The sequence below is a fragment of the Actinoallomurus rhizosphaericola genome, assembly GCF_024055675.1.
Classification (GTDB): domain Bacteria; phylum Actinomycetota; class Actinomycetes; order Streptosporangiales; family Streptosporangiaceae; genus Actinoallomurus; species Actinoallomurus soli.
Genome location: NZ_JAMXMW010000014.1, coordinates 57,045 through 75,151, shown reverse-complemented (window position 1 = coordinate 75,151; position 18,107 = coordinate 57,045). Strand labels below are relative to the sequence as shown.

Annotated in this window: 16 protein-coding genes; 5 read left to right on the top strand and 11 right to left on the bottom strand. The window is 70.7% G+C overall.

The genetic code is table 11. The annotated features are described in order from the left end of the window. Window positions 1-248: 248 nt before the first annotated feature. Window positions 249-1,658 (top strand): hypothetical protein, encoded by a 1,410-nt coding sequence (locus tag NE234_RS28195; protein WP_252783697.1) that lies wholly within the window; start codon window positions 249-251, stop codon window positions 1,656-1,658. Window positions 1,659-1,834: 176 nt separating this feature from the next. On the opposite strand, the gene NE234_RS28190 is transcribed toward NE234_RS28195, so the two are convergent. The 3 genes from NE234_RS28190 to NE234_RS28180 all read right to left on the bottom strand — a co-directional run bounded on the left by NE234_RS28190 (window position 1,835) and on the right by NE234_RS28180 (window position 4,523). After that, on the bottom strand, window positions 1,835-2,299 hold the full coding sequence (locus tag NE234_RS28190; RefSeq protein WP_252783696.1) for a hypothetical protein: 465 nt from the start codon (window positions 2,297-2,299) through the stop codon (window positions 1,835-1,837). Between the two features lie 98 nt (window positions 2,300-2,397). Next, a complete protein-coding gene (locus tag NE234_RS28185) occupies window positions 2,398-3,330 on the bottom strand; it encodes a carbohydrate kinase family protein (protein WP_252783695.1) in 933 nt (310 codons plus the stop codon). After that, window positions 3,327-4,523: a cytochrome P450 gene (locus NE234_RS28180; RefSeq protein WP_252783694.1), complete on the bottom strand. Its 1,197-nt coding sequence runs from the start codon at window positions 4,521-4,523 to the stop codon at window positions 3,327-3,329. Before NE234_RS28180 ends, NE234_RS28185 begins: the two co-directional genes overlap by 4 nt. Before the next feature lie 105 nt (window positions 4,524-4,628). On the opposite strand from NE234_RS28180, the gene NE234_RS28175 reads away from it, so the two are divergent. Further along, window positions 4,629-5,474, top strand: a complete 846-nt coding sequence (locus NE234_RS28175) for an SAM-dependent methyltransferase (RefSeq protein WP_252783693.1) — start codon at window positions 4,629-4,631, stop codon at window positions 5,472-5,474. A gap of 22 nt (window positions 5,475-5,496) precedes the next feature. Here NE234_RS28175 and NE234_RS28170 read toward each other — a convergent pair whose 3' ends face one another. Continuing rightward, window positions 5,497-6,726 (bottom strand): cytochrome P450, encoded by a 1,230-nt coding sequence (locus NE234_RS28170; RefSeq protein ID WP_252783692.1) that lies wholly within the window; start codon window positions 6,724-6,726, stop codon window positions 5,497-5,499. A gap of 229 nt (window positions 6,727-6,955) precedes the next feature. Between NE234_RS28170 and NE234_RS28165 the strand changes: the two genes are divergently transcribed. Then, window positions 6,956-7,600 (top strand): GNAT family N-acetyltransferase, encoded by a 645-nt coding sequence (locus NE234_RS28165; RefSeq protein ID WP_252783691.1) that lies wholly within the window; start codon window positions 6,956-6,958, stop codon window positions 7,598-7,600. Between the two features lie 93 nt (window positions 7,601-7,693). Here the strand turns inward: NE234_RS28165 and NE234_RS28160 are convergent, their stop codons facing one another. The 3 genes from NE234_RS28160 to NE234_RS28150 form a co-directional block, all read right to left on the bottom strand. Further along, complete coding sequence (locus NE234_RS28160) at window positions 7,694-8,473, bottom strand: SDR family oxidoreductase (RefSeq protein WP_252783690.1); 780 nt, start codon at window positions 8,471-8,473, stop codon at window positions 7,694-7,696. A gap of 70 nt (window positions 8,474-8,543) precedes the next feature. Beyond that, window positions 8,544-9,122, bottom strand: coding sequence for a TetR/AcrR family transcriptional regulator (locus tag NE234_RS28155; protein ID WP_252783689.1), 579 nt, complete (start codon window positions 9,120-9,122; stop codon window positions 8,544-8,546). Window positions 9,123-9,166: 44 nt separating this feature from the next. Next, entirely contained in the window at window positions 9,167-10,030 is an 864-nt protein-coding gene (locus NE234_RS28150; protein ID WP_252783688.1) for a helix-turn-helix transcriptional regulator, read from the bottom strand. Between the two features lie 157 nt (window positions 10,031-10,187). Between NE234_RS28150 and NE234_RS28145 the strand changes: the two genes are divergently transcribed. Then, window positions 10,188-11,111, top strand: a complete 924-nt coding sequence (locus NE234_RS28145) for an NADP-dependent oxidoreductase (protein WP_252783687.1) — start codon at window positions 10,188-10,190, stop codon at window positions 11,109-11,111. Window positions 11,112-11,178: 67 nt separating this feature from the next. Here the strand turns inward: NE234_RS28145 and NE234_RS28140 are convergent, their stop codons facing one another. Next, complete coding sequence (locus NE234_RS28140) at window positions 11,179-13,158, bottom strand: ABC transporter ATP-binding protein (protein WP_308206939.1); 1,980 nt, start codon at window positions 13,156-13,158, stop codon at window positions 11,179-11,181. Continuing rightward, complete coding sequence (locus NE234_RS28135; protein ID WP_252783686.1) at window positions 13,155-14,888, bottom strand: ABC transporter ATP-binding protein; 1,734 nt, start codon at window positions 14,886-14,888, stop codon at window positions 13,155-13,157. The genes NE234_RS28140 and NE234_RS28135 overlap by 4 nt, the downstream gene beginning before the upstream one ends. Before the next feature lie 312 nt (window positions 14,889-15,200). On the opposite strand from NE234_RS28135, the gene NE234_RS28130 reads away from it, so the two are divergent. Further along, the gene (locus NE234_RS28130; RefSeq protein ID WP_252783685.1) at window positions 15,201-16,154 is read left to right on the top strand and encodes a hypothetical protein; all 954 of its coding nucleotides are present in this window, start codon (window positions 15,201-15,203) and stop codon (window positions 16,152-16,154) included. A gap of 137 nt (window positions 16,155-16,291) precedes the next feature. Here the strand turns inward: NE234_RS28130 and NE234_RS28125 are convergent, their stop codons facing one another. Both NE234_RS28125 and NE234_RS28120 read right to left on the bottom strand, forming a co-directional pair. Continuing rightward, window positions 16,292-17,287, bottom strand: a complete 996-nt coding sequence (locus NE234_RS28125; RefSeq protein ID WP_252783684.1) for an aldo/keto reductase — start codon at window positions 17,285-17,287, stop codon at window positions 16,292-16,294. 49 nt (window positions 17,288-17,336) lie between these two features. Further along, a complete protein-coding gene (locus NE234_RS28120) occupies window positions 17,337-18,089 on the bottom strand; it encodes a DUF429 domain-containing protein (protein ID WP_252783683.1) in 753 nt (250 codons plus the stop codon). Window positions 18,090-18,107 lie beyond the last annotated feature (18 nt).

Genomic DNA, 18,107 nt, shown 5'->3' with positions numbered 1-18,107 from the left:
AATCCCGGCAGTGGTGATGGTGCAGGCGGCGTAGTCCCCAGATCGGCGTGAAGTCCATACCCCCACCGCGATCGCCGGTGGACGACAAATGATGGATATCGTAGATGCGAGCATTGATACCCGTAGCAGTCTCCGGGGCGGCCCTGATATGCGCGTCGGCCTGCGGCGCGTCCGACCGGCCGACGCGAACGGCGGCGGACCTGCCCGCCGCATCGGCCCGATCGGCCGCCGCACCGGGGTGTGACGGGGTGGCCGTCGGTCCCGCGCAGGAGGTCGTCTCGGTCGCCGACCGCCGGCGGCTGGGACTGGATGCCTGGCCCGACACGGCGCTGGGCGTCGTCAACGACGGAGGCGGCAGGTACCGCTTCTTCGCGACCGGCACACCCGGCTTGCGGCCCCCGCAAAAGGTCACCGTCACCAGTGGGACGCTCAGCGACCCGGTGGCCGACGGCGTCCGCAGCGCCCAGCCTGTGGCGAACGTGCCGAGCGGCTATGACTACGCGGGCGGTGGCCCGGTCTTCCGCGATGCCCGAAGCGGACAGGTGCTGGAGATGCTGCACCTCGAGCGTCCGTACGGGAACGATCCGTCGAAGTTCTACACCGAACTTCATCTCGGACGTGTCGATCCGAAGACGGGAAAGGTGGTGCGGCTCGGCGAGATCGTGCGCCCGCACGTCGATTTCACCACTGCGCAGAAGACGCAGACGACGATCGACCTGGGTGCGCCCTCGTTCAGTGTGACGAGAGTCGGCAAGATCTCCTACCTGTACGTCTATTTCTCGGATGCCGCGGCCGACGGAGCAGGGCGCATCGCTTTCACCGGACTCTCGGTCGCACGCGCGCCGATCACCGCCGTACTGGCCGCGGCGAAGCGAGGAAAGGTGAGCGCGTGGAGCAAATATCAGGGCGGCCGGTGGGCACAGCCGGCGCTGGGCGGAGCGTCTGCCGACATCAATGCGGGCCGACCGATGGCCTGGGCGCCGGATGTGGCCCGCGGCGCCGGGCGGACGATCATGGTGACCGGTGAGTCGCCGCATGACATGGTCCTGTCCACCTCCGCGAACGGTGTGAGCGGATGGTCCACGCGGCATCCGCTGTGGCGTGACCCCGACTTCTTCGACGCCTACCCGACCATCGTTGCGGGCGGCAGCACACCGAACGCGCCCGGCAAGACCTTCTTCGTCTACTACACCCAGTGGCAGAGCGCCGAACCGGACTGGTCGACGGCCCGGCTGATGCGGCGCACCGTACGGTGCACTCAGGGCACGCAGGCGACCGACGTCGCCCTGGTCCGCTACAGCAATGGGGCACGGCATCAGGTCACGACCGGACCGGCCCCGGCCGGCTTCCACGAGGAAGGACGCTGGTACCTGCGTTCTGCGCAGGAACCGGGCACCGTTCCGCTGTACGGCTGCCGCAACGGCCGAGACGATCAGTTCCTGTACAAGAGCGCCGACTGCGGTGGCTCCCAGTATGCGATTCTCCAGACTGAAGGCTGGATCTACACGAAGCGTCCCGCCAGTCCGTCCGTACCTCTCTACCGGTGCCATATCGCCGGGCTCGGAGATCACTTCGTCTCCGAGCGGCCGGACTGTGAGGCGCCCGGGAACGCGGACGTCACCCAAGAGGGCCTGTTGGGATACGCACTCGACCATTGATCGTCGAGCAGCCGGCCGAAGAGGTCCGGCCGGACTCGTCGTGCAGCGCCCGCCGGAGCGGTACGCGGACGGGCCCGCAGGCCGAGGGTGGCCGGCGGGCCCGACCCGGCGCCCGGCCGGGGATCGCGGCGTGGGTCGGCGCCTGCGACTCCCGGACGGGGACGGGAAGCGTACGGTCAGGAGGCCGGGTCGTCGTCGTGCACGGTGATGTGCGCGAAATCCTGGCCGACCACCGCGTTCACGGGAGCGACCACGAACACCTTGTAGACCGTGTCGGTCGTCGTCTCCGGGACGGTGTCGCCCTGAACCGGGACCTTCACCGCGACCTCGGTACGGCCCGGCTCGATGACGACCTGCTGGGCCGCGTTGGCGATCTGGGTGCCGGTTCCAGCCAGCGTCTGCACGCTCGCGGTCACCGGGACCCTGCTCGCCTCCGACAGCTTCAGCGTGACCGTCGCCGTACCGGGGCCGTCGCCCTCGTTCACCGTCGTCCCCTCGATGGAGACCTGCGGGAGCGTGGTCGGGCCGCCCTTGCCGACCGCGGAGTCCTGGAACGCCAGGTCGGACAGGAACACTCCGCCCGTGGCCGAGGCGCTGGAGATCTCCACGCGCCGGATGTCGTTCACCGCGACGCCGGTCATTGACGAGCAAGGGTGGCAACGATCTTCGCGCCGTCGGTTGCGACGGAATTACCGTCCTGTTACCCCGCGACGGCTGTTACGCGGGAGTCGGAGGCCCGTCACGCCTTCTGGAGCGCCTCGGCGGAGATGAGGGCGGTCGAGCCCGGGGCCGTACAGGCGTAGGCGCCCGCGACCGCGCCGAGGCGGGCGCACTCCTCCACGTCCCGGCCGGCGAGCCGCCCGTAGAGGAAGCCGCAGACGAACGCGTCGCCCGCGCCGTTGGAGTCCACGACCGGCGCGGGCGGCACGGTCGCCGGGACGTGCCGCGGGGTGTCGCCGCCGTCGCGCGTCAGCAGGTACGCGCCGTCCGTGCCCGCCGTGGCCACCACGATCTCCGCGCGGCCCTCGCGCAGGATCTCCCGCATCACCCCGGGAAAGCCCTCGCCCGTACCCGCGGCGCTGAAGAAGACCAGGTCGGAGCGCAGTGCGAATTCCCGCTGGTGGTCGTTCAGCCCGTCCCAGTCGTGCAGGTCCGTGGAGACCGGGACGCCGAGCTCGGCGAGGTCGTCGTAGAGGAAGCGCGCGAAGTTCATGATGGACAGGTGAACGTGCCGGGCCCGGCTCACCCACGGCAGGTAGTGCTCACGGGGCATCCGCAGGTCCGCCGGGTCCCGGCCGTCGTAGAAGGACATCCGGCGGCCGGACCTGTTCACCAGGTTCACGGCGCGGCGGGTGCCGGCGGGGGAGATCAGCGGCGCGAACTCCACGTCCCCCTCGGCCAGCCGCTCGTGTACCTGCGCGCCGATCCAGTCGTCCCCGATGTAGTCGAGCAGTGCGGCCGACAGGCCGAGCGCGCGGGCGCCGAGGGCGACGTTCCCGCCGGTCTGGCCGGGCCACTCCTCGATCGGGGGGACGCCGACAGAGTCGGCGGGCGGTGCGAGCAGCGTGGGGACGCGCACGATCGTGTCCACTCCGCTGCCGCCGACCACGACGACGTCGTACGACTCCTGCTGCGGGACCATCCGCCCCTCCTTGTTGATGTGCTGCCTCACCGACGGGTGGTGACCGCGGTCGGGAGGGCGGCGAAGCCGCGGTTGTTGCTGGCGTGGATCCGCCGCAGGCCGTCGGCGTCGATGTCGTAGCCGGCGACGACCTGGACCATCTCCTCCAGGGCGATGCGGGTCTCAAGCCGGCCCAGGTTGGCGCCCAGGCAGTGGTGCCGGCCGTTGCCGAAGGCCAGCGACGCGCCGGTGTCGCGGTCCAGGTCGAAGCGGTCCGGGTCGGGGAAGACCTCCGGGTCGCGGTTGGCCGAGCCGACGAGCAGCAGGACCCGCGCCCCCTCCGGAACGGTCGTCCCGTGCAGCCGCACCTCGGTCGTCGTCGTACGGGCGAGGGCCTGGGACGGAGGGTCGTAACGCAGGGTCTCCTCGACCCAGTCCGCCACGCGGCCGCCGAACGCGCGGGCCCGCTCGTCCGGGTGCCGCCAGGCGGCGTACCAGGCGTTGCCGAGCGTCAGCATGGAGGTCTCGATGCCCGCGCCGACCAGCAGGATCAGCACCCCCACGATCTCCTCGGGGGTGAGCCGGTCGTCCCCCTCGGCGGCGTTCAGCAGGCCGGACAGCAGGTCGTCGCGGCGCTCCCCGGCTCGCTCCTTCGTCAGCTCCGTGTAGTAGCCGACCAGCGCGCCGATCGCCTGCAGCGCTTCGGGCGGCAGGTCGGACGACTCGTCGTCGCGGTACATGATGGCCGCGCCCAGCCGGCGCACCTCCTCACGGTCGGCCTCGGGAACGCCGACCAACTCGGAGATCACATCGGTGGGGAAGGGGCCCGCGAAGTCGGCCATGAAGTCGAACGTCCCCCCGGACGCGAGCCGATCGACGTACGAGCGGGCGATCTCCCGGAGCCGCGGCTCGAGCTCCTGGACGCGGCGCTGGGTGAACGCCCGCGACACCAGGCCGCGCATGCGCGTGTGCCGGGGCGGGTCCATGGCGACGAAGGAGAAGAACCGCTCGGCGTCCGACCCCCAGAACGCCGGCTCGATGCGCAGGCCGTTGACGCTGGAGTACGTCGTCGAGTCGCGCAGCGCCGCCAGCACGTCGGCGTGCCGGGACAGCACCCAGATGTCGTCCGCCTCGTCGCGGAAGACCGGTGCCTCGTCCCGGAGCCTGGCATAGACCGGATAAGGGTCCTCGTGAACGTTGAAATCGTACGGGCTGTAACTCAGGTCCATCGCCAGCCGCTCCATCGCCGGAATCCGTCGAGATGATCATTCCGTGGGAAGCGGCGCGCTGCCACCGTTTCTCCGGTAAGGCCACGGACACGGTGATCACACCTCGATACGATGCTCGCCGTGAACACGGACGACGTGGATCGACGGTTCCGGGACGCCGAGCGGGCGCCCCGCGGGGTCGACACGAGCAAGGCGCACCCCTCGCGAAGGTACGACTACTGGCTCGGCGGCAAGGACAACTTCGCGATCGACCGTGAGTCGGCCGAGGCGGTGGCCGCGGGATTCCCGACCGTCCGGCTGGCCGCCGTGGAGAACCGTAAGTTCCTGCGCCGGGTCGTGAATCACCTGGTGCGTGACGTCGGTGTCGACCAGTTCTTGGACATCGGCACCGGGCTGCCGTCGGCGGGCAACGTCCACGAGGTCGCGCAAAGCGCCGATCCCCGGGCCCGGATCGTGTACGTCGACAACGACCCGATCGTGCTGACGCACGCCCGCGCCCTCCTGACGAGCTCGCCGGAGGGTGCAACCGCCTACCTCGACGCCGATCTGCGCGACCCGGAGAAGATCCTCACGCACCCGGACCTGCACCGCACGCTGGACCTGTCGCGACCGGTCGCGCTGATGATGGTCGCCGTCCTGCACTTCATCACCGAGGACGAGGACCCGTACGGTGTGGTGCGCACGCTCGTCGGGGCGCTGCCGTCCGGGAGCCACATCGTGATCACGCACGGGACCAGCGACCATCTCACGCCGGAGGAGCTCGCCGAGACCGAGGAGGCGAACCGGCGCAGTGGGGTGCCCTTCCGGCTCCGGTCCTCCGAGGAGTTCGCCCGGTTCTTCACCGGCCTGGACGTCCTGGACCCCGGCATCACCTCCGTCGTCGACTGGCGGCCCGACGAGCCGGCCGGGCGGCGTCCGGCCGTGGAGGACGTCTCCATGCTGTGCGCCCTCGCGCGGGTGCCCTGACCGGTCCGGACCGGTCCTCCGGTCAGCCGCCGACGACGTGCGTGGGCCGGAAGCGCACCGGCAGCGCCGACAGGCCGCGGATGTGGAAGGCGGGCCGCCACTCGAGCTCGTGCTCCGGGACCGCGAGCCGCACGTCCGGGAGCCGGTCGAGGAGCACTTCGACGGCGGTCTGCGCCATCACCTGGGCGAGCTCCGGCGCCGGGTGCGGACAGCCGTGCTCGCCGGTGCCGAAACCCAGGTGGGCGTGGTTCCCGGCCGCGTCACCGTGGGCGTCGGGCCGGATCCGCGGGTCGGTGTTGGCGCCCGCCGGCCCGACGACGACCACGTCGCCGGCGCGGATCGTCCGGCCGCCGAGCTGGGTCTCCCGGACCGCCCAGCGGGCCGGGGCGGTCTTCACCGGAGAGGCCTCCCACATCACCTCGTTCAGCGCCTGGCCGACGCTGCGGCGGCCACCCGAGAGGGTCAGCGAGAAACGGTCGTCGGTCAGCATGAGGCGGAGCGTGTTGCCGATCCAGTGGGCGGTGTTCTCCTGGCCGCCGGAGAGCACGACCAGGAGATCCTGGATCAGCTCCTCGTCGGTGACGTCGGTCGCGTTCGCGATCATGTGGGACGTCACGTCCGCTCCGGGCCACTCGCGTTTGCTCGCGAGGAGGCTCGTCATCCTCACGACGTACCGGCCGAACGCCTCGATCGCCTCTTCCCGGCCGTCGTTCATCTTCTTCATGTCATCGGCGAAGGCGACGAGTTCGGAGTCGGGCAGCCCGAGCAGGCTGCCCATGACCAGCACCGGCATGTGGTAGGCGTACTGTTCGATCAGGTCGGCCTCGCCCGCGGTGGCGAACACGTCGATCAGCCGGTCGGAGAACCGCTCGCAGTCGGCGCGCAGCTCGAACTGGTCCACCTCGGCGAGCGCGGCGCTGACCGCGCCGGCCCGGCGCGCGTGAACGGGCCCGTCGAGGAACATCAGGATGCCGGGCAGGTACCCGAGGTTCTGCGGCGGCACGTACTCCGGGCCGTGGCAGCGGTACGGGTCGCGGGCGAACAGCTGGGAGTCGGTCAGCACCCGGTGGGCCTCGCGGTAGCCGATGACCAGCCACGCCGGCTCGCCGCCCTCGAGGAGGACCGGCACGACCGGCCCGTGATCGCGTCGCATCTCCCGGTACAGCTCGTCGGTGTCCTCGACGAAGCGCCGCCCGTACAGTGGCACCGCCCCGGATTGCGTGCCTGTGAACTCCGGCTCCGGCGCGGTCACGATGCGCTCCCTTCGACCATCTTCTTCACCTGTGACACCGATCGACCCGAGAGTGACCGGCCGCACGTAGGACGGCGATCCTAGCCATGAAACAGCCGCATTGGCCATATCTGTCCAGCTTGACCGGCGTTTTTACGGAATGTCCGAACGAACGCTTATCCGAACGGCGTTCAGCGACAACGACGAAAAACGGGTGCGGCCGGCGGAGGCCCTCTGCAGAATCGTCGGCATGACATCTCCGCACTGGCCCCTGTTCGGTCTGCGGCTCCGCACTCCCCGGCTACGACTGCGCGTCCCGACTCCGGCGGACCTGGACGCGCTGGCCGACCTCGCGGCGGAGGGCGTCCACGACCCGGACACGCAGCCGTTCGCCATCCCCTGGACCGACGCGCCGCCCGCCGAGCGAGCGCGCGGGCTCCTGCAGTACCACTGGTCGGAGTGGGCGGCCTGGCGGCCGTCGGCCTGGACGCTGAACCTGGTGGTCGATCTCGACGGCACGATCGTCGGGACCCAGGGGCTCATGGGAACGGACTTCTCGATCCTCCGTGAGGTCTCGACGGGATCCTGGCTGGGCCGCCGCTACCAGGGGCAGGGGATCGGCACGGAGATGCGCGCCGCCGTGCTCGGCCTGGCGTTCGACGGGCTGGGCGCGGAGCACGCCGTGTCCGCCGCCTTCGCCGACAACGCGGCCTCCTTCGCGGTCTCCCGCAAGCTCGGCTACCGCGAGGACGGGATCGAACGCCGCGTCGTCCGCGGCCGTCCCATGGTGGTGCGCCGGATGCGCCTCGACCGCGCCGGCCGGCCGGCGGCGCCCGTGACGATCGAAGGCCTCGCTCCGTGCCTGCCCCTCTTCGGCCTTCCGCCGGCGGGCTAGGAAAGCCCGGCCGCCCAGGTCGCCAGGGCGTCGTCGGTCAGGACGTGGTCGAGTCCGCGATCATCGCCGGCTCGGCCGTGCCGGGTCCGGCTGTCAGACGGTCTTGATGACGCCGCCGTCGGCGAGGTAATCGGCGCCGGTGAGGTTTCCGGCCAGCGGGGAGACGAGGAAGGTGACGAGCGCGGCCGTCTCCTCCGGCTCGGTGAGCCTGCCGGTGGTGATCCCCATGCGCTCGGGCACCCGGGCGAGGAACTCGTCCAGCGGTTCCCCGGCCGCGCGGGCGAGCTCGCCGGCGTAGCCGTCCGGGTCGCCCCAGTTCTGCGTCCTCGTCGGCCCCGGGCTGACGGTCAGAACACGTAGGCCCTGCGGGCCGAACTCCTCGGCGAGCGCTTTGCTCAAGTTCGTCATCGCCGCCTTGGCGGTGCCGTAGTCGACGGGCTGGAACGCCGCCCGCGCCCCGATCGACGAGATGTTCACGATCACGCCGCGCCGCCTCAGCAGGCCCGGCAGCAGCGCGCGGGTGACACGTACGGTGCTGAAGAGGTTCAGCTCGTACGTCCGCAGCCAGGCGTCGTCAGAGGTGCCGAGAAAGCCGCCGGCCCGCATGCTGTCCCCGGTGACGCCGCCGAGGTTGTTGACCAGGATGTCGGCGTCGCCGGCGCGCTCGGCGAGGACGGCGGCACCGTCCGGGGTGGTGAGGTCGACCGGCACCGTGGTCACCGCGCCGGCCGGCCCGCCCGGGTCGGTCCCGGCCGCACGGGCGGCGGCGACCACCCGCGCGCCCTCGCCGGCGAGTGACCGCACGATCGCCAGCCCGATGCCCTTGCTCGCGCCGGTGACGACGGCGACCTTCCCGTCGAGTCGCAGATCCATGACCGCTCCATTCTTGAATTACAGCTACAGAATCAGGGTGTGCGAACGGCACGCCGTGCCGAAGGATGTCTCAGAGGGCGCGCAGGGCCGTCTCGGCCATCGTCGCGAGCCGTGCCGGGCTCGGGTCCGCCTTGGCCAGCACCCGGATGCCGTTGATCGTCGCGAGGAGGAACGCCGCCAGCGCGGCGGCGTCGAGATCCGCGTCGATCTCGTCGGCACGCTGGCCCTCCTCGATCGTGCTGCGGAACGCCGCCTCCTGGCGGTCGAAGATGCGGCGCACGAGGTGGTGGACGACGTCGTCCTCGTCGGCGAACTCGACCGCCGCGTTGGCGGCCATGCATCCGCGCCGCTCCCCGTCCTCCAGGGCGGCGGTGACGACCAGGTCGAGGGCCGCCCGGAGTCGTGCCCGCGGCGACCCGGGTCCGTCCAGCAGCTCGATCAGCCGGACGGTCTCCCGCTCGTAGTAACGGCGCAGCGCCCGCTCGTAGAGCGCGTGCTTGCTGGTGAAGGCGTTGTAGAGGCTGCCAGGGCCGATGCCCAGCGCATCGCTCAGCCGCCGGGGCGTGGTGCCCGCGTAGCCATTGGCCCAGAACACCTCCATCGCCTTGTCCACGGCGGCGTCCGGGTCGAACCCTTTAGTGCGTGCCACGCCGTCACCTTAGCGCTTATTGGAACTATGAATCAAAAAACGAATCAGCGGCGTCCGGGGGCGGCCGGGGTGAAGTCGTCGTGGCCGAGGACGCGCAGCAGGCTGAGATGGTCGATGTTGGAGGTGCCCGGCGGCGGCGTGAAGATCGTGAGCCGCTGGTCCTCCGCCGGGCTCAGCAGCGTCTCGCACTCCAGCTCGATGGGGCCGATGGCGGGGTGGTCGACGCGCACGCGGCTCCTGCGGTTCACCGCGACCTCGTGCAGGTCCCACAGCGCGGCGAACTCCGAACTGACCTCGCGCAGCCGGGCGACCAGCCGGGTCGAGACGGCGTCGTTGCCCCGCCGGACCATGGAGGCCCGCAGGTCGGCGACGTAGGTGCGGCCCAGCTCATCGAGCTCCTCCGGCGGATAGATCGACCGGATCGTGGGATCGGTGAACCAGCGCCAGATGAAGTTCCGGTCCTCCTCGCGGACCGAGCAGATGCACCCGAGCAGCGCCTCGGCCATGGTGTTGTGGGCGAGCAGGTCGCCGAGGTCGTTGGTGATGTGGGCCGGGGTCCCGTGGAGCTGGTCCAGCAGGTAGAGCAGGCCGGGCCGGACGTGGTCGCCGGCCAGTCGCCCCGCGGGCGGCCGGTGTCCCGCCAGCAGGTAGAGGTGGTCGCGCTCGTCCTCGGTCAGGCGCAGCGCGTGCGCCAGCGAGGCGAGGATCTGCGGTGACGGCTGCGGACTCCGGGCCTGCTCCAGGCGCATGTAGTAGTCGGCGGACATCCCCGCGAGCTGGGAGACCTCCTCGCGCCGCAGCCCGGGCGTACGGCGGCGCGGCCCGGCCGGCAGGCCGACCTCCTGCGGGCGCAGTCGTTCCCGGGAACGGCGCAGGAAGTCGGCGAGCTGGTTGCGGTCCATCTGCATGGAGTCATCATCGCCGAGGTTCCGACCGGTGCCGGACGCTCAGCCAAGGATCGTCGATCCTAGGGAAAGCGGTCCACTACTCCCCGCCGTGTTCTGTTGGCAGCCTGATCGGTGTCCGGCCGAGAGACGGCCGGCGTCTCAGAGCAGGGAGTGCGCGATGCCGAAGGCAGTCCGGTTCGACGAGTACGGCCCCATCGAGGTGCTGCGGGTCGAGGAGGTCGACCGGCCGGTCCCCGGACCCGGTCAGGTCCTCGTCCGGGTGAAGCGTGCGGCGATCAACCCGGGGGAGGTGTCGATCCGTACGGGAGTGCTGCACGAGCGGTGGCCCGCGACGTTCCCCTCCGGCGAGGGCAGCGACCTCGCCGGGATCGTCGAGGAGGTCGGCGCGGGCGTCACGGGGTACGCGGCCGGCGACGAGGTCCTCGGGTTCACCGACGACCGGGCGAGCCACGCCGAGTTCGTCCTCGTCGAGGCGGCGAACCTGATGCCACGCCCGGCGAACGTCTCGTGGGAGCAGGCCGGGTCGCTGTACGTCGCGGGGACGACGGCGTACGCGGCGGTGCGCGCCGTCGCCCCGGGGCGGGGCGACACGGTCGTGATCTCCGCCGCCGCCGGAGGGGTGGGGACGATCGCGGTCCAGCTCGCCCGGCGCACCGGCGCGACGGTGATCGGTCTGGCGAGTGAGGCCAACCACCGGTGGCTGACCGACCACGGGGCGATCCCCGTCACGTACGGCGAGGGCGTCGCCGACCGGATCAGGGCCGCCGCTCCCGGCGGGAAGGTCGACGCGTTCATCGACGCCTACGGCTTCGGCTACGTCGACCTCGCGATCGAGCTCGGCGTCGCTCCGGACCGGATCGACACCATCAAGGACTGGACCGCCGCCGCGAAGCACGGCGTCAGGACCGACGCGAACGCGGAGGCGGCCACCATCGAGGTGGTCGCGGAACTGGCCGGGCTCATCGACAAGGGTGAGCTGGAGATCCCGATCGCCCGCACCTACCCGCTCGACCAGGTTCAGGACGCCTTCCGCGAGCTGGAGAAGGGCCACACCCGAGGCAAGATCGTCCTGGTGCCGTGACCCACGGCGGGGGGGGGGGGGGGGCGCCCCCCGGGGGGGCGGCCCGCCCCCCACGACCACGGCCCCGTCAGTCGACCTCGGCGACGGCCTGGGCGAACTGGGCCTGGTAGAGGCGGGCGTAGGCGCCTTCGGCCTTCAGGAGCTCGTCGTGGGTGCCCTGCTCGACGATGCTGCCGGACTCCATGACGAGGATGAGGTCCGCGTCGCGGATGGTGGACAGGCGGTGGGCGATGACGAAGCTGGTCCGTCCCTTGCGCAGGGAGTTCATCGCGCGCTGGATCAGGACCTCGGTCCGGGTGTCGACCGAGCTGGTCGCCTCGTCCAGGATGAGGATCGTGGGCCGGGCGAGGAACGCGCGGGCGATCGTGATCAGCTGCTTCTCGCCGGCGCTGACGTTGCCGCCCTCGTCGTCGATCACCGTGTCGTACCCGTCGGGCAGCGTGCGCACGAACCGGTCGACGTAGGTCGCCCGTGCCGCCTCCAGGATCTGCTCCTGGGTGGCGCCGGCCGCCCCGTACGCGATGTTCTCGGCGATCGTGCCGCCGAACAGCCAGGCGTCCTGCAGCACCATGCCGGTCCTGGCCCGCAGGTCCTCGCGGGTCATCTCGGCGACGTCCACGCCGTCGAGCATGATCCGTCCGCCCGTGACCTCGTAGAACCGCATCAGCAGGTTGACCAGAGTGGTCTTGCCCGCGCCCGTGGGGCCGACGATGGCTACGGTCTGGCCGGGCTCGACGGACAGGGACAGGTCCTCGATCAGCGGCGTGTCCGGGTTGTAGCGGAAGGACACGTTCTCGAAGACCACCCGCCCGCGTACCTCCTCGGGCCGTACGGGCGTCTGCGGGTCCGGCTCCTGCTCGTCCGCGTCCAGCAGCGCGAAGACGCGCTCGGCGGAGGCGACGCCCGACTGCAGCAGGTTCGCCATGCTGGCCACCTGCGTGATCGGCTGGGTGAACTGCCGGGAGTACTGCACGAACGCCTGCACGTCGCCCAGGGACAGCGCGCCCGACGCCACCCGCAGGCCGCCGACGACCGCGACGAGCACGTAGTTCAGGTTGCCGATGAACATCATCGCGGGCTGGATCATGCCGGAGATGAACTGGGCCCGGAAGCTCGACGCGTACAACGTGTCGTTGTGCTCCCGGAACGTCTCCAGGGACTCCTCCTGCCGGCCGAAGACCTTGACGAGGGAGTGCCCGGTGTACATCTCCTCGATGTGGCCGTTCAGCCGTCCCGTCGTGGACCACTGCTTGATGAACTGCGGCTGCGCCCTCTTGCCGATCCTTCCCGCGACCAGCACCGAGATCGGGACGGTGACCAGGGCGATCAGCGCCAGCAACGGCGAGATCGTGATCATCATGGTCAGCACGCCGACGATGGTGAGCAGCGAGGTCAGCATCTGGCTGAGGGTCTGCTGCAGCGTCTGGGCGAGGTTGTCGATGTCGTTGGTGACCCGGCTGAGCACCTCGCCGTGCGGCTGACGGTCGAAGTAGCTCAGCGGCAGCCGGGCCAGCTTCAGCTCCGCCTGCTCGCGCAGCCGGAACATCGACCGCTGCACGATCGTCGTCGTGAGACGCCCCTGCACCACGCCGAAGACCGCGGCGATCGCGAACAGCGCCAGGGCGATCAGCAGCACCATGCCGACCTTGCCGAAGTCGATGCCGTGGCCGGGCACGAAGTCGATCGAGTTCAGCATGTCCGCGAGGGTGCCGTGACCGGTGTGCCGCAGCTGGGCGACCACCTCCGCCTTGGTCCTGCCGGCGGGGAACCTGCGGCCGGTGACCCCGGCGAAGACCAGGTCGGTGGCGTGGCCGAGGATCCGCGGGCCGACGACGCTCGTCGTGACGCTCGCGGCGGCGAGCAGCAGGGTCGCGACGATGAGCGGCCGCTCCGGCCGCAGCATCCGCAGCAGCCGGCGGCTCGACCCGCGGAAGTTCAGCGACTTCTCGGTCGACTGCCCGGCCATGAACCTGGCCGGCCCGTGGGCCGGGCCGGACGGTCCCGGCCCGCGGCGGGGTACCGCGCGTTCGCCGTTCGGGGACGTCACGCCGCCTCCTGCTCGGTGAGCTGGGAGAGCACGATCTCCCGGTACGTTTCGTTGGTGTCCATCAGCTCGTGGTGGGTGCCGGCGCCGACGACGCGGCCCTCGTCGAGGACGATGATGCGGTCGGCGTGCCGGATGGTGGAGACCCGCTGCGCGACGATCACGACGGTCGCCTCGGCGGTCTCGGCGGCCAGTGCCGCGCGCAGGGCCGCGTCCGTCGCGTAGTCCAGGGCGGAGAACGAGTCGTCGAACAGGTAGATCTCGGGCCGGCGGACGAGCGCGCGGGCGATGGCGAGGCGCTGGCGCTGGCCGCCGGAGACGTTCGTGCCGCCCTGGTCGACCTTGGCGTCCAGGCGGCCGTCCATCTTCTCGACGAAGTCCCTGGCCTGGGCGATCTCCAGGGCGTGCCAGAGGTCCTCGTCCGTGGCGTCCGGCTTGCCGTACCGCAGGTTGGAGGCGACCGTCCCGGAGAAGAGGTACGGCCGCTGGGGAACGAACGCGACCGCGTCCGAGAGCGTCACGGGGTCGAGTTCGCGTACGTCGACGCCGTCGACGAGCACCGCGCCGGCGGTCACGTCCATGAGCCGGGGGATGAGGTTGAGGAGCGTCGTCTTGCCGCTGCCGGTGGAGCCGATGATCGCCGTGACCTCACCGGGCCGGGCGACCAGGTCGACGCCGGACAGGACGGGCTCCTCGGCGCCCGGGTAGCGGAACTCGGCGTCCCGCAACTCCAGGTGACCGTGCGTGCGCAGGGTCCGTACCGGCTCCGCCGGCGGGACCACGCTGGACTCGGTCTCCAGGACCTCCTGGATGCGCTCGGCGCACACCTCCGCGCGCGGCACCATCATGAACATGAAGGTCGCCATCATGACCGCCATGAGGATCTGCATCAGATAGCTGAGGTACGCGGTCAGCGCGCCGACCTGCATCGACCCGCTGTCGATCAGGTGGCCGCCGAACCACAGGACGGCGACGCTGGAGACGTTCACCACGAACATCACGAACGGGAACATCAGCGCCATCAGCCGGCCGGTCCCCAGCGACACGTCGAGCAGTTCGGTGTTGGCCGTCTCGAAACGCCTCTGCTCCGGGACGTCGCGGACGAAGGCCCGGATGACGCGAACGCCGCTGATCTGCTCGCGGAGCACCCGGTTGATCGTGTCGATGCGTACCTGCATGAGCCGGAACAGCGACCGCATCCGCGAGATGATCAGCAAGATCACCACACCGAGCACGGGGACGATCACCAGCAGCAGCGAGGACAGCGAGACGTTCTGGTTCAGCGCCAGCACGATGCCGCCGACGCCCATGATCGGAGCCGCGATCATGATCGTGAAGGTCATCAGGGCCAGCATCTGGACCTGCTGCACGTCGTTCGTCGTTCGCGTGATCAGGGAGGGCGTGCCGAACTTCCCCACCTCGCGGGCCGAAAACGACTGGACCCGGGTGAAGACGGCGGCGCGTATGTCACGGCCGAGGGCCATCGCCGTACGGGCGCCGAAGTAGACGGCGCCGATCGAGCAGACGATCTGCACGAGGGACACGGCGAGCATCACGCCGCCGGTGCTCAGGATGTAACCGGTATCGCCCTTCACGACACCCTGGTCGATGATGTCGGCGTTGAGGGTCGGCAGGTAGAGCGTGGCGAGCGTCTGCACCAACTGCAGCGCCACCACCAGGGCGAGCGGCCAACGGTAGGGGCGCATGTGGGCCCGCAAGAGTCGGATCAGCACACGGAACTCTCTCGGCAGGGGACGGCGACAGGAGACGCACCGGCTCTACGGTGACAAACCACTTCGAGCACGTGCAACCGGAAAAATACCGGCATGACGCGGCGTCAGGGCCAACCCACCGGCCCGCCGAACCCACGGCCAGAGACGTCGCCCGCAGTGTGCCGGAGCCTTCGCCGTCGGCAAGGTCACTTCCCGCCCGCACGAGCCGTTACGCGCCTGTGACCGGTGCAGTACCTGCCGGTGTCATCAGGTGCGCGTCTACTGAAGGAGAAGCGGCCATCCATGCCGATGCCCGGCCGGAGGGGAAGAACGGTGGCAGCGAGGAAGACGACATCCAGGAAGGGGCGCTCCGCCGGCAAGCCCGACGGGGCCCCGGCTCCCGAGAAGCGGAAGCCCTGGTACAAGGGCCTGTCCGCCTGGACGAAGACGGCGATCGTCGGCCCGGTGGCCGCAGCGGTCCTCGGAGCGGCGATTCTGAAGATCGTAGGACTCGCGGACGGGGGCGGTTCGCCGGCGGGCTCGAAACCCGACCCCCACAGTCCAGCCGTCATGATCAATCGCCTGCGCATGGAGCATCTCCCCGCTGAGGCATCGATGGCCACCGGCACGGTGGTCGACGCCGCTCAGGTGGATCAGGTCAACAAGGAGAACGGAATCATCAGGGGAGACGCGTTCGGCGAGGCCGGCGACCAGCGCCTGCGGGCGTTGGGCGCGGCGAACGTCGGCGTGGCCACCACGACGCTCGCGGTGACGGGAAATCGCAAGGGCTTAGTGCGGATCACCGACATCAGGGTGCTCGCTCAGTGCCAGAGCCCGCTCACCGGAACGCTGTTCTTCGCCCCGACCGAAGGCGGCGCGTACACGGCGAAGATCGGGTTCAACCTCGACAAGCCCGAGCCCACGGCCCAGAACGTCACCGGCGGCGGCGATGAGGGGGCGCCGAAGTTCACCGGCTCATACTTCCTCGACCACGAATACGACCTGGCGTTGGGCGAGCCGGCCACCTTCGTTCTCACCGCGACCACGACCAGGTATTACTGCCGGTATCGCTACCGGTTCGAACTCCTCGTGAACGGTAAGCCCGCCACGCAGGTCGTCCCCGATCACGGCGAGCCCTTGACGATCACGGCGCCGGCCTACGAACTCTCGACTGCGCGGGACGCGTACACGTTCTCCGCATATCGAGCGCTCTACGTGTCGCCGATGCTGACGAGCGGTAAGGCGACCGGCTGGTCCCCAGCCGATCCGGCATCGTATGAGTTCTGACGGGCCCGCCGTGCACGACGATCGGATCCAGGACGCCGCTGCGGGAACGGAGTCAGCCTCCCGCTGCCGGGGCGGGGCCGCGTGCCCCACCCCGGCGACGCACCGCAACGGGAGGCCCATGGCCCTGCGTCGCAGGTCTACCAGGCGAACGCCTCCGGCGCCGGGCCGGGCCCCGGGAAGATCTCGTCGAGCGCCTTGAGGAACTCCTCCGGCAGCTCCAGGGTGAGTGCCCGCAGCGCCGAGTCGAGCTGCTCCCGCGTGCGCGGTCCCACGATCGGCCCGGTCACGCCCGGACGGGTCAGCAGCCAGGCCAGGCCCACGTCGCCGGGTTCGAACCCGTGCTGCTCGCACAGGTCCTCGTACGCCTGGATCCGCTCCCGCTGCGCCGGGTCGGCCAGTGCCTCCGCGGACCGCCCGGACGTCGAGCGCGCGGAGCCGCCCTCGCGCTCCTTGCGGATCGCCCCGCCGAGCAGTCCGCCGTGCAGCGGCGACCAGGGGATCACGCCGAGCCCGTACGCCTCGGCGGCCGGGATGACCTCCATCTCGGCCCGCCGCTCCATCAGGTTGTACAGGCACTGCTCGCTGACGAGGCCGAGGGAGCCGCGCCGGGCCGCCTGCTCGTTCGCGCGGGCGATGCCCCAGCCCGGGAAGTTGGACGACCCGACGTACAGGATCTTGCCCTGCTGGACCAGGACGTCCATCGCCTGCCAGATCTCCTCCCACGGCGTCGCCCGGTCGATGTGGTGGAACTGGTAGACGTCGATGTGGTCCGTGCCGAGCCGGCGCAGGGAGGCCTCGACGGCGCGGCGGATGTTGACCGCGGAGAGCTTGTCGTAGTTCGGCCAGGGGTCGCCTTCCGCGCCCATGTTCCCGTACACCTTGGTCGCCAGGACCGTCTTGTCCCGGCGGCCGCCGCCCTTGGCGAACCAGGTGCCGATGATCTCCTCGGTACGGCCCTTGTTCTCACCCCAGCCGTAGACGTTGGCCGTGTCGAAAAAGTTGATGCCCGCGTCGAGCGCGGCGTCCATGATCGTGTGACTGTCGGGTTCGTCGGTCTGCGGGCCGAAGTTCATGGTGCCGAGCACCAGCCGGCTGACCTTGAGGCCGGTCCGCCCAAGCTGTACGTAGTCCATGACAGCACCCAAACACCTAGAGCGCACTCCAACGCAAGTGCGCTTGTGCTCAGGTGCCGGGCAGGAGGTCGTCGAGGGAGCCCGTGGGGAGGGCTATCCAGCCCTCCGACCGTGCCGTCTCCGCCTCGCCGGTTCCGGGGAAGGTGGCGAGGCCGCACCGGGCGGCGCGGGCGGTGAGGGCCGCGATGACCGCGTCGGTCGCGTCGTGCGAGCGGCGGCAGAGCGTCTCGTACGGGCCGAGGCCGAGCCAGGGGGCGGCGGCCAGCAGGGCGTCGACCAGACGCCCGAGCGCCGCGAGGTCGTGCGCGCGCTTGTAACCGCGGTACGGCAGGCCCCACAGTCTGAGGGACGCGGCCGGGTAGACCTCGACCACCACGCCCGTGCCGCACCGGTCCACCGGACGGCCCTCCCGGGCGAGGCGGGACAGGAGGGCGGCGCAGCGCATCGCCGCGTGGCCGATCCGATCGGCGGAGACGCTCAGCGGGGTCAGCCCGGTCCGCTCGCGGACCACCCGGTCGGTCAGCCGGAGCGCCAGGTTCCGGCGCCAGTCCCGGCCGCGCGTCCCGACCGGCACGTCCACGTTCCCGTACCGGTGCGCGGTGACGAACTCGACGAACGGGACCGGCCAGCCGAGCGGGCAGTCGACCCCGGCCTTGTCCGCCGTCAGCAGCGCGTCGACGATCATCCCGTCCTCGCACGCGAGCTCGATCGCGCGGACCGAGCAGCCGCCGGAGTCCCACTCCAGCCGGGCGAGCGCGGTGTTCCCGGCCTCCGCGGCCAGGTCCAGTCCGACCGTCAGCACGACCCCACGATAGGAGGG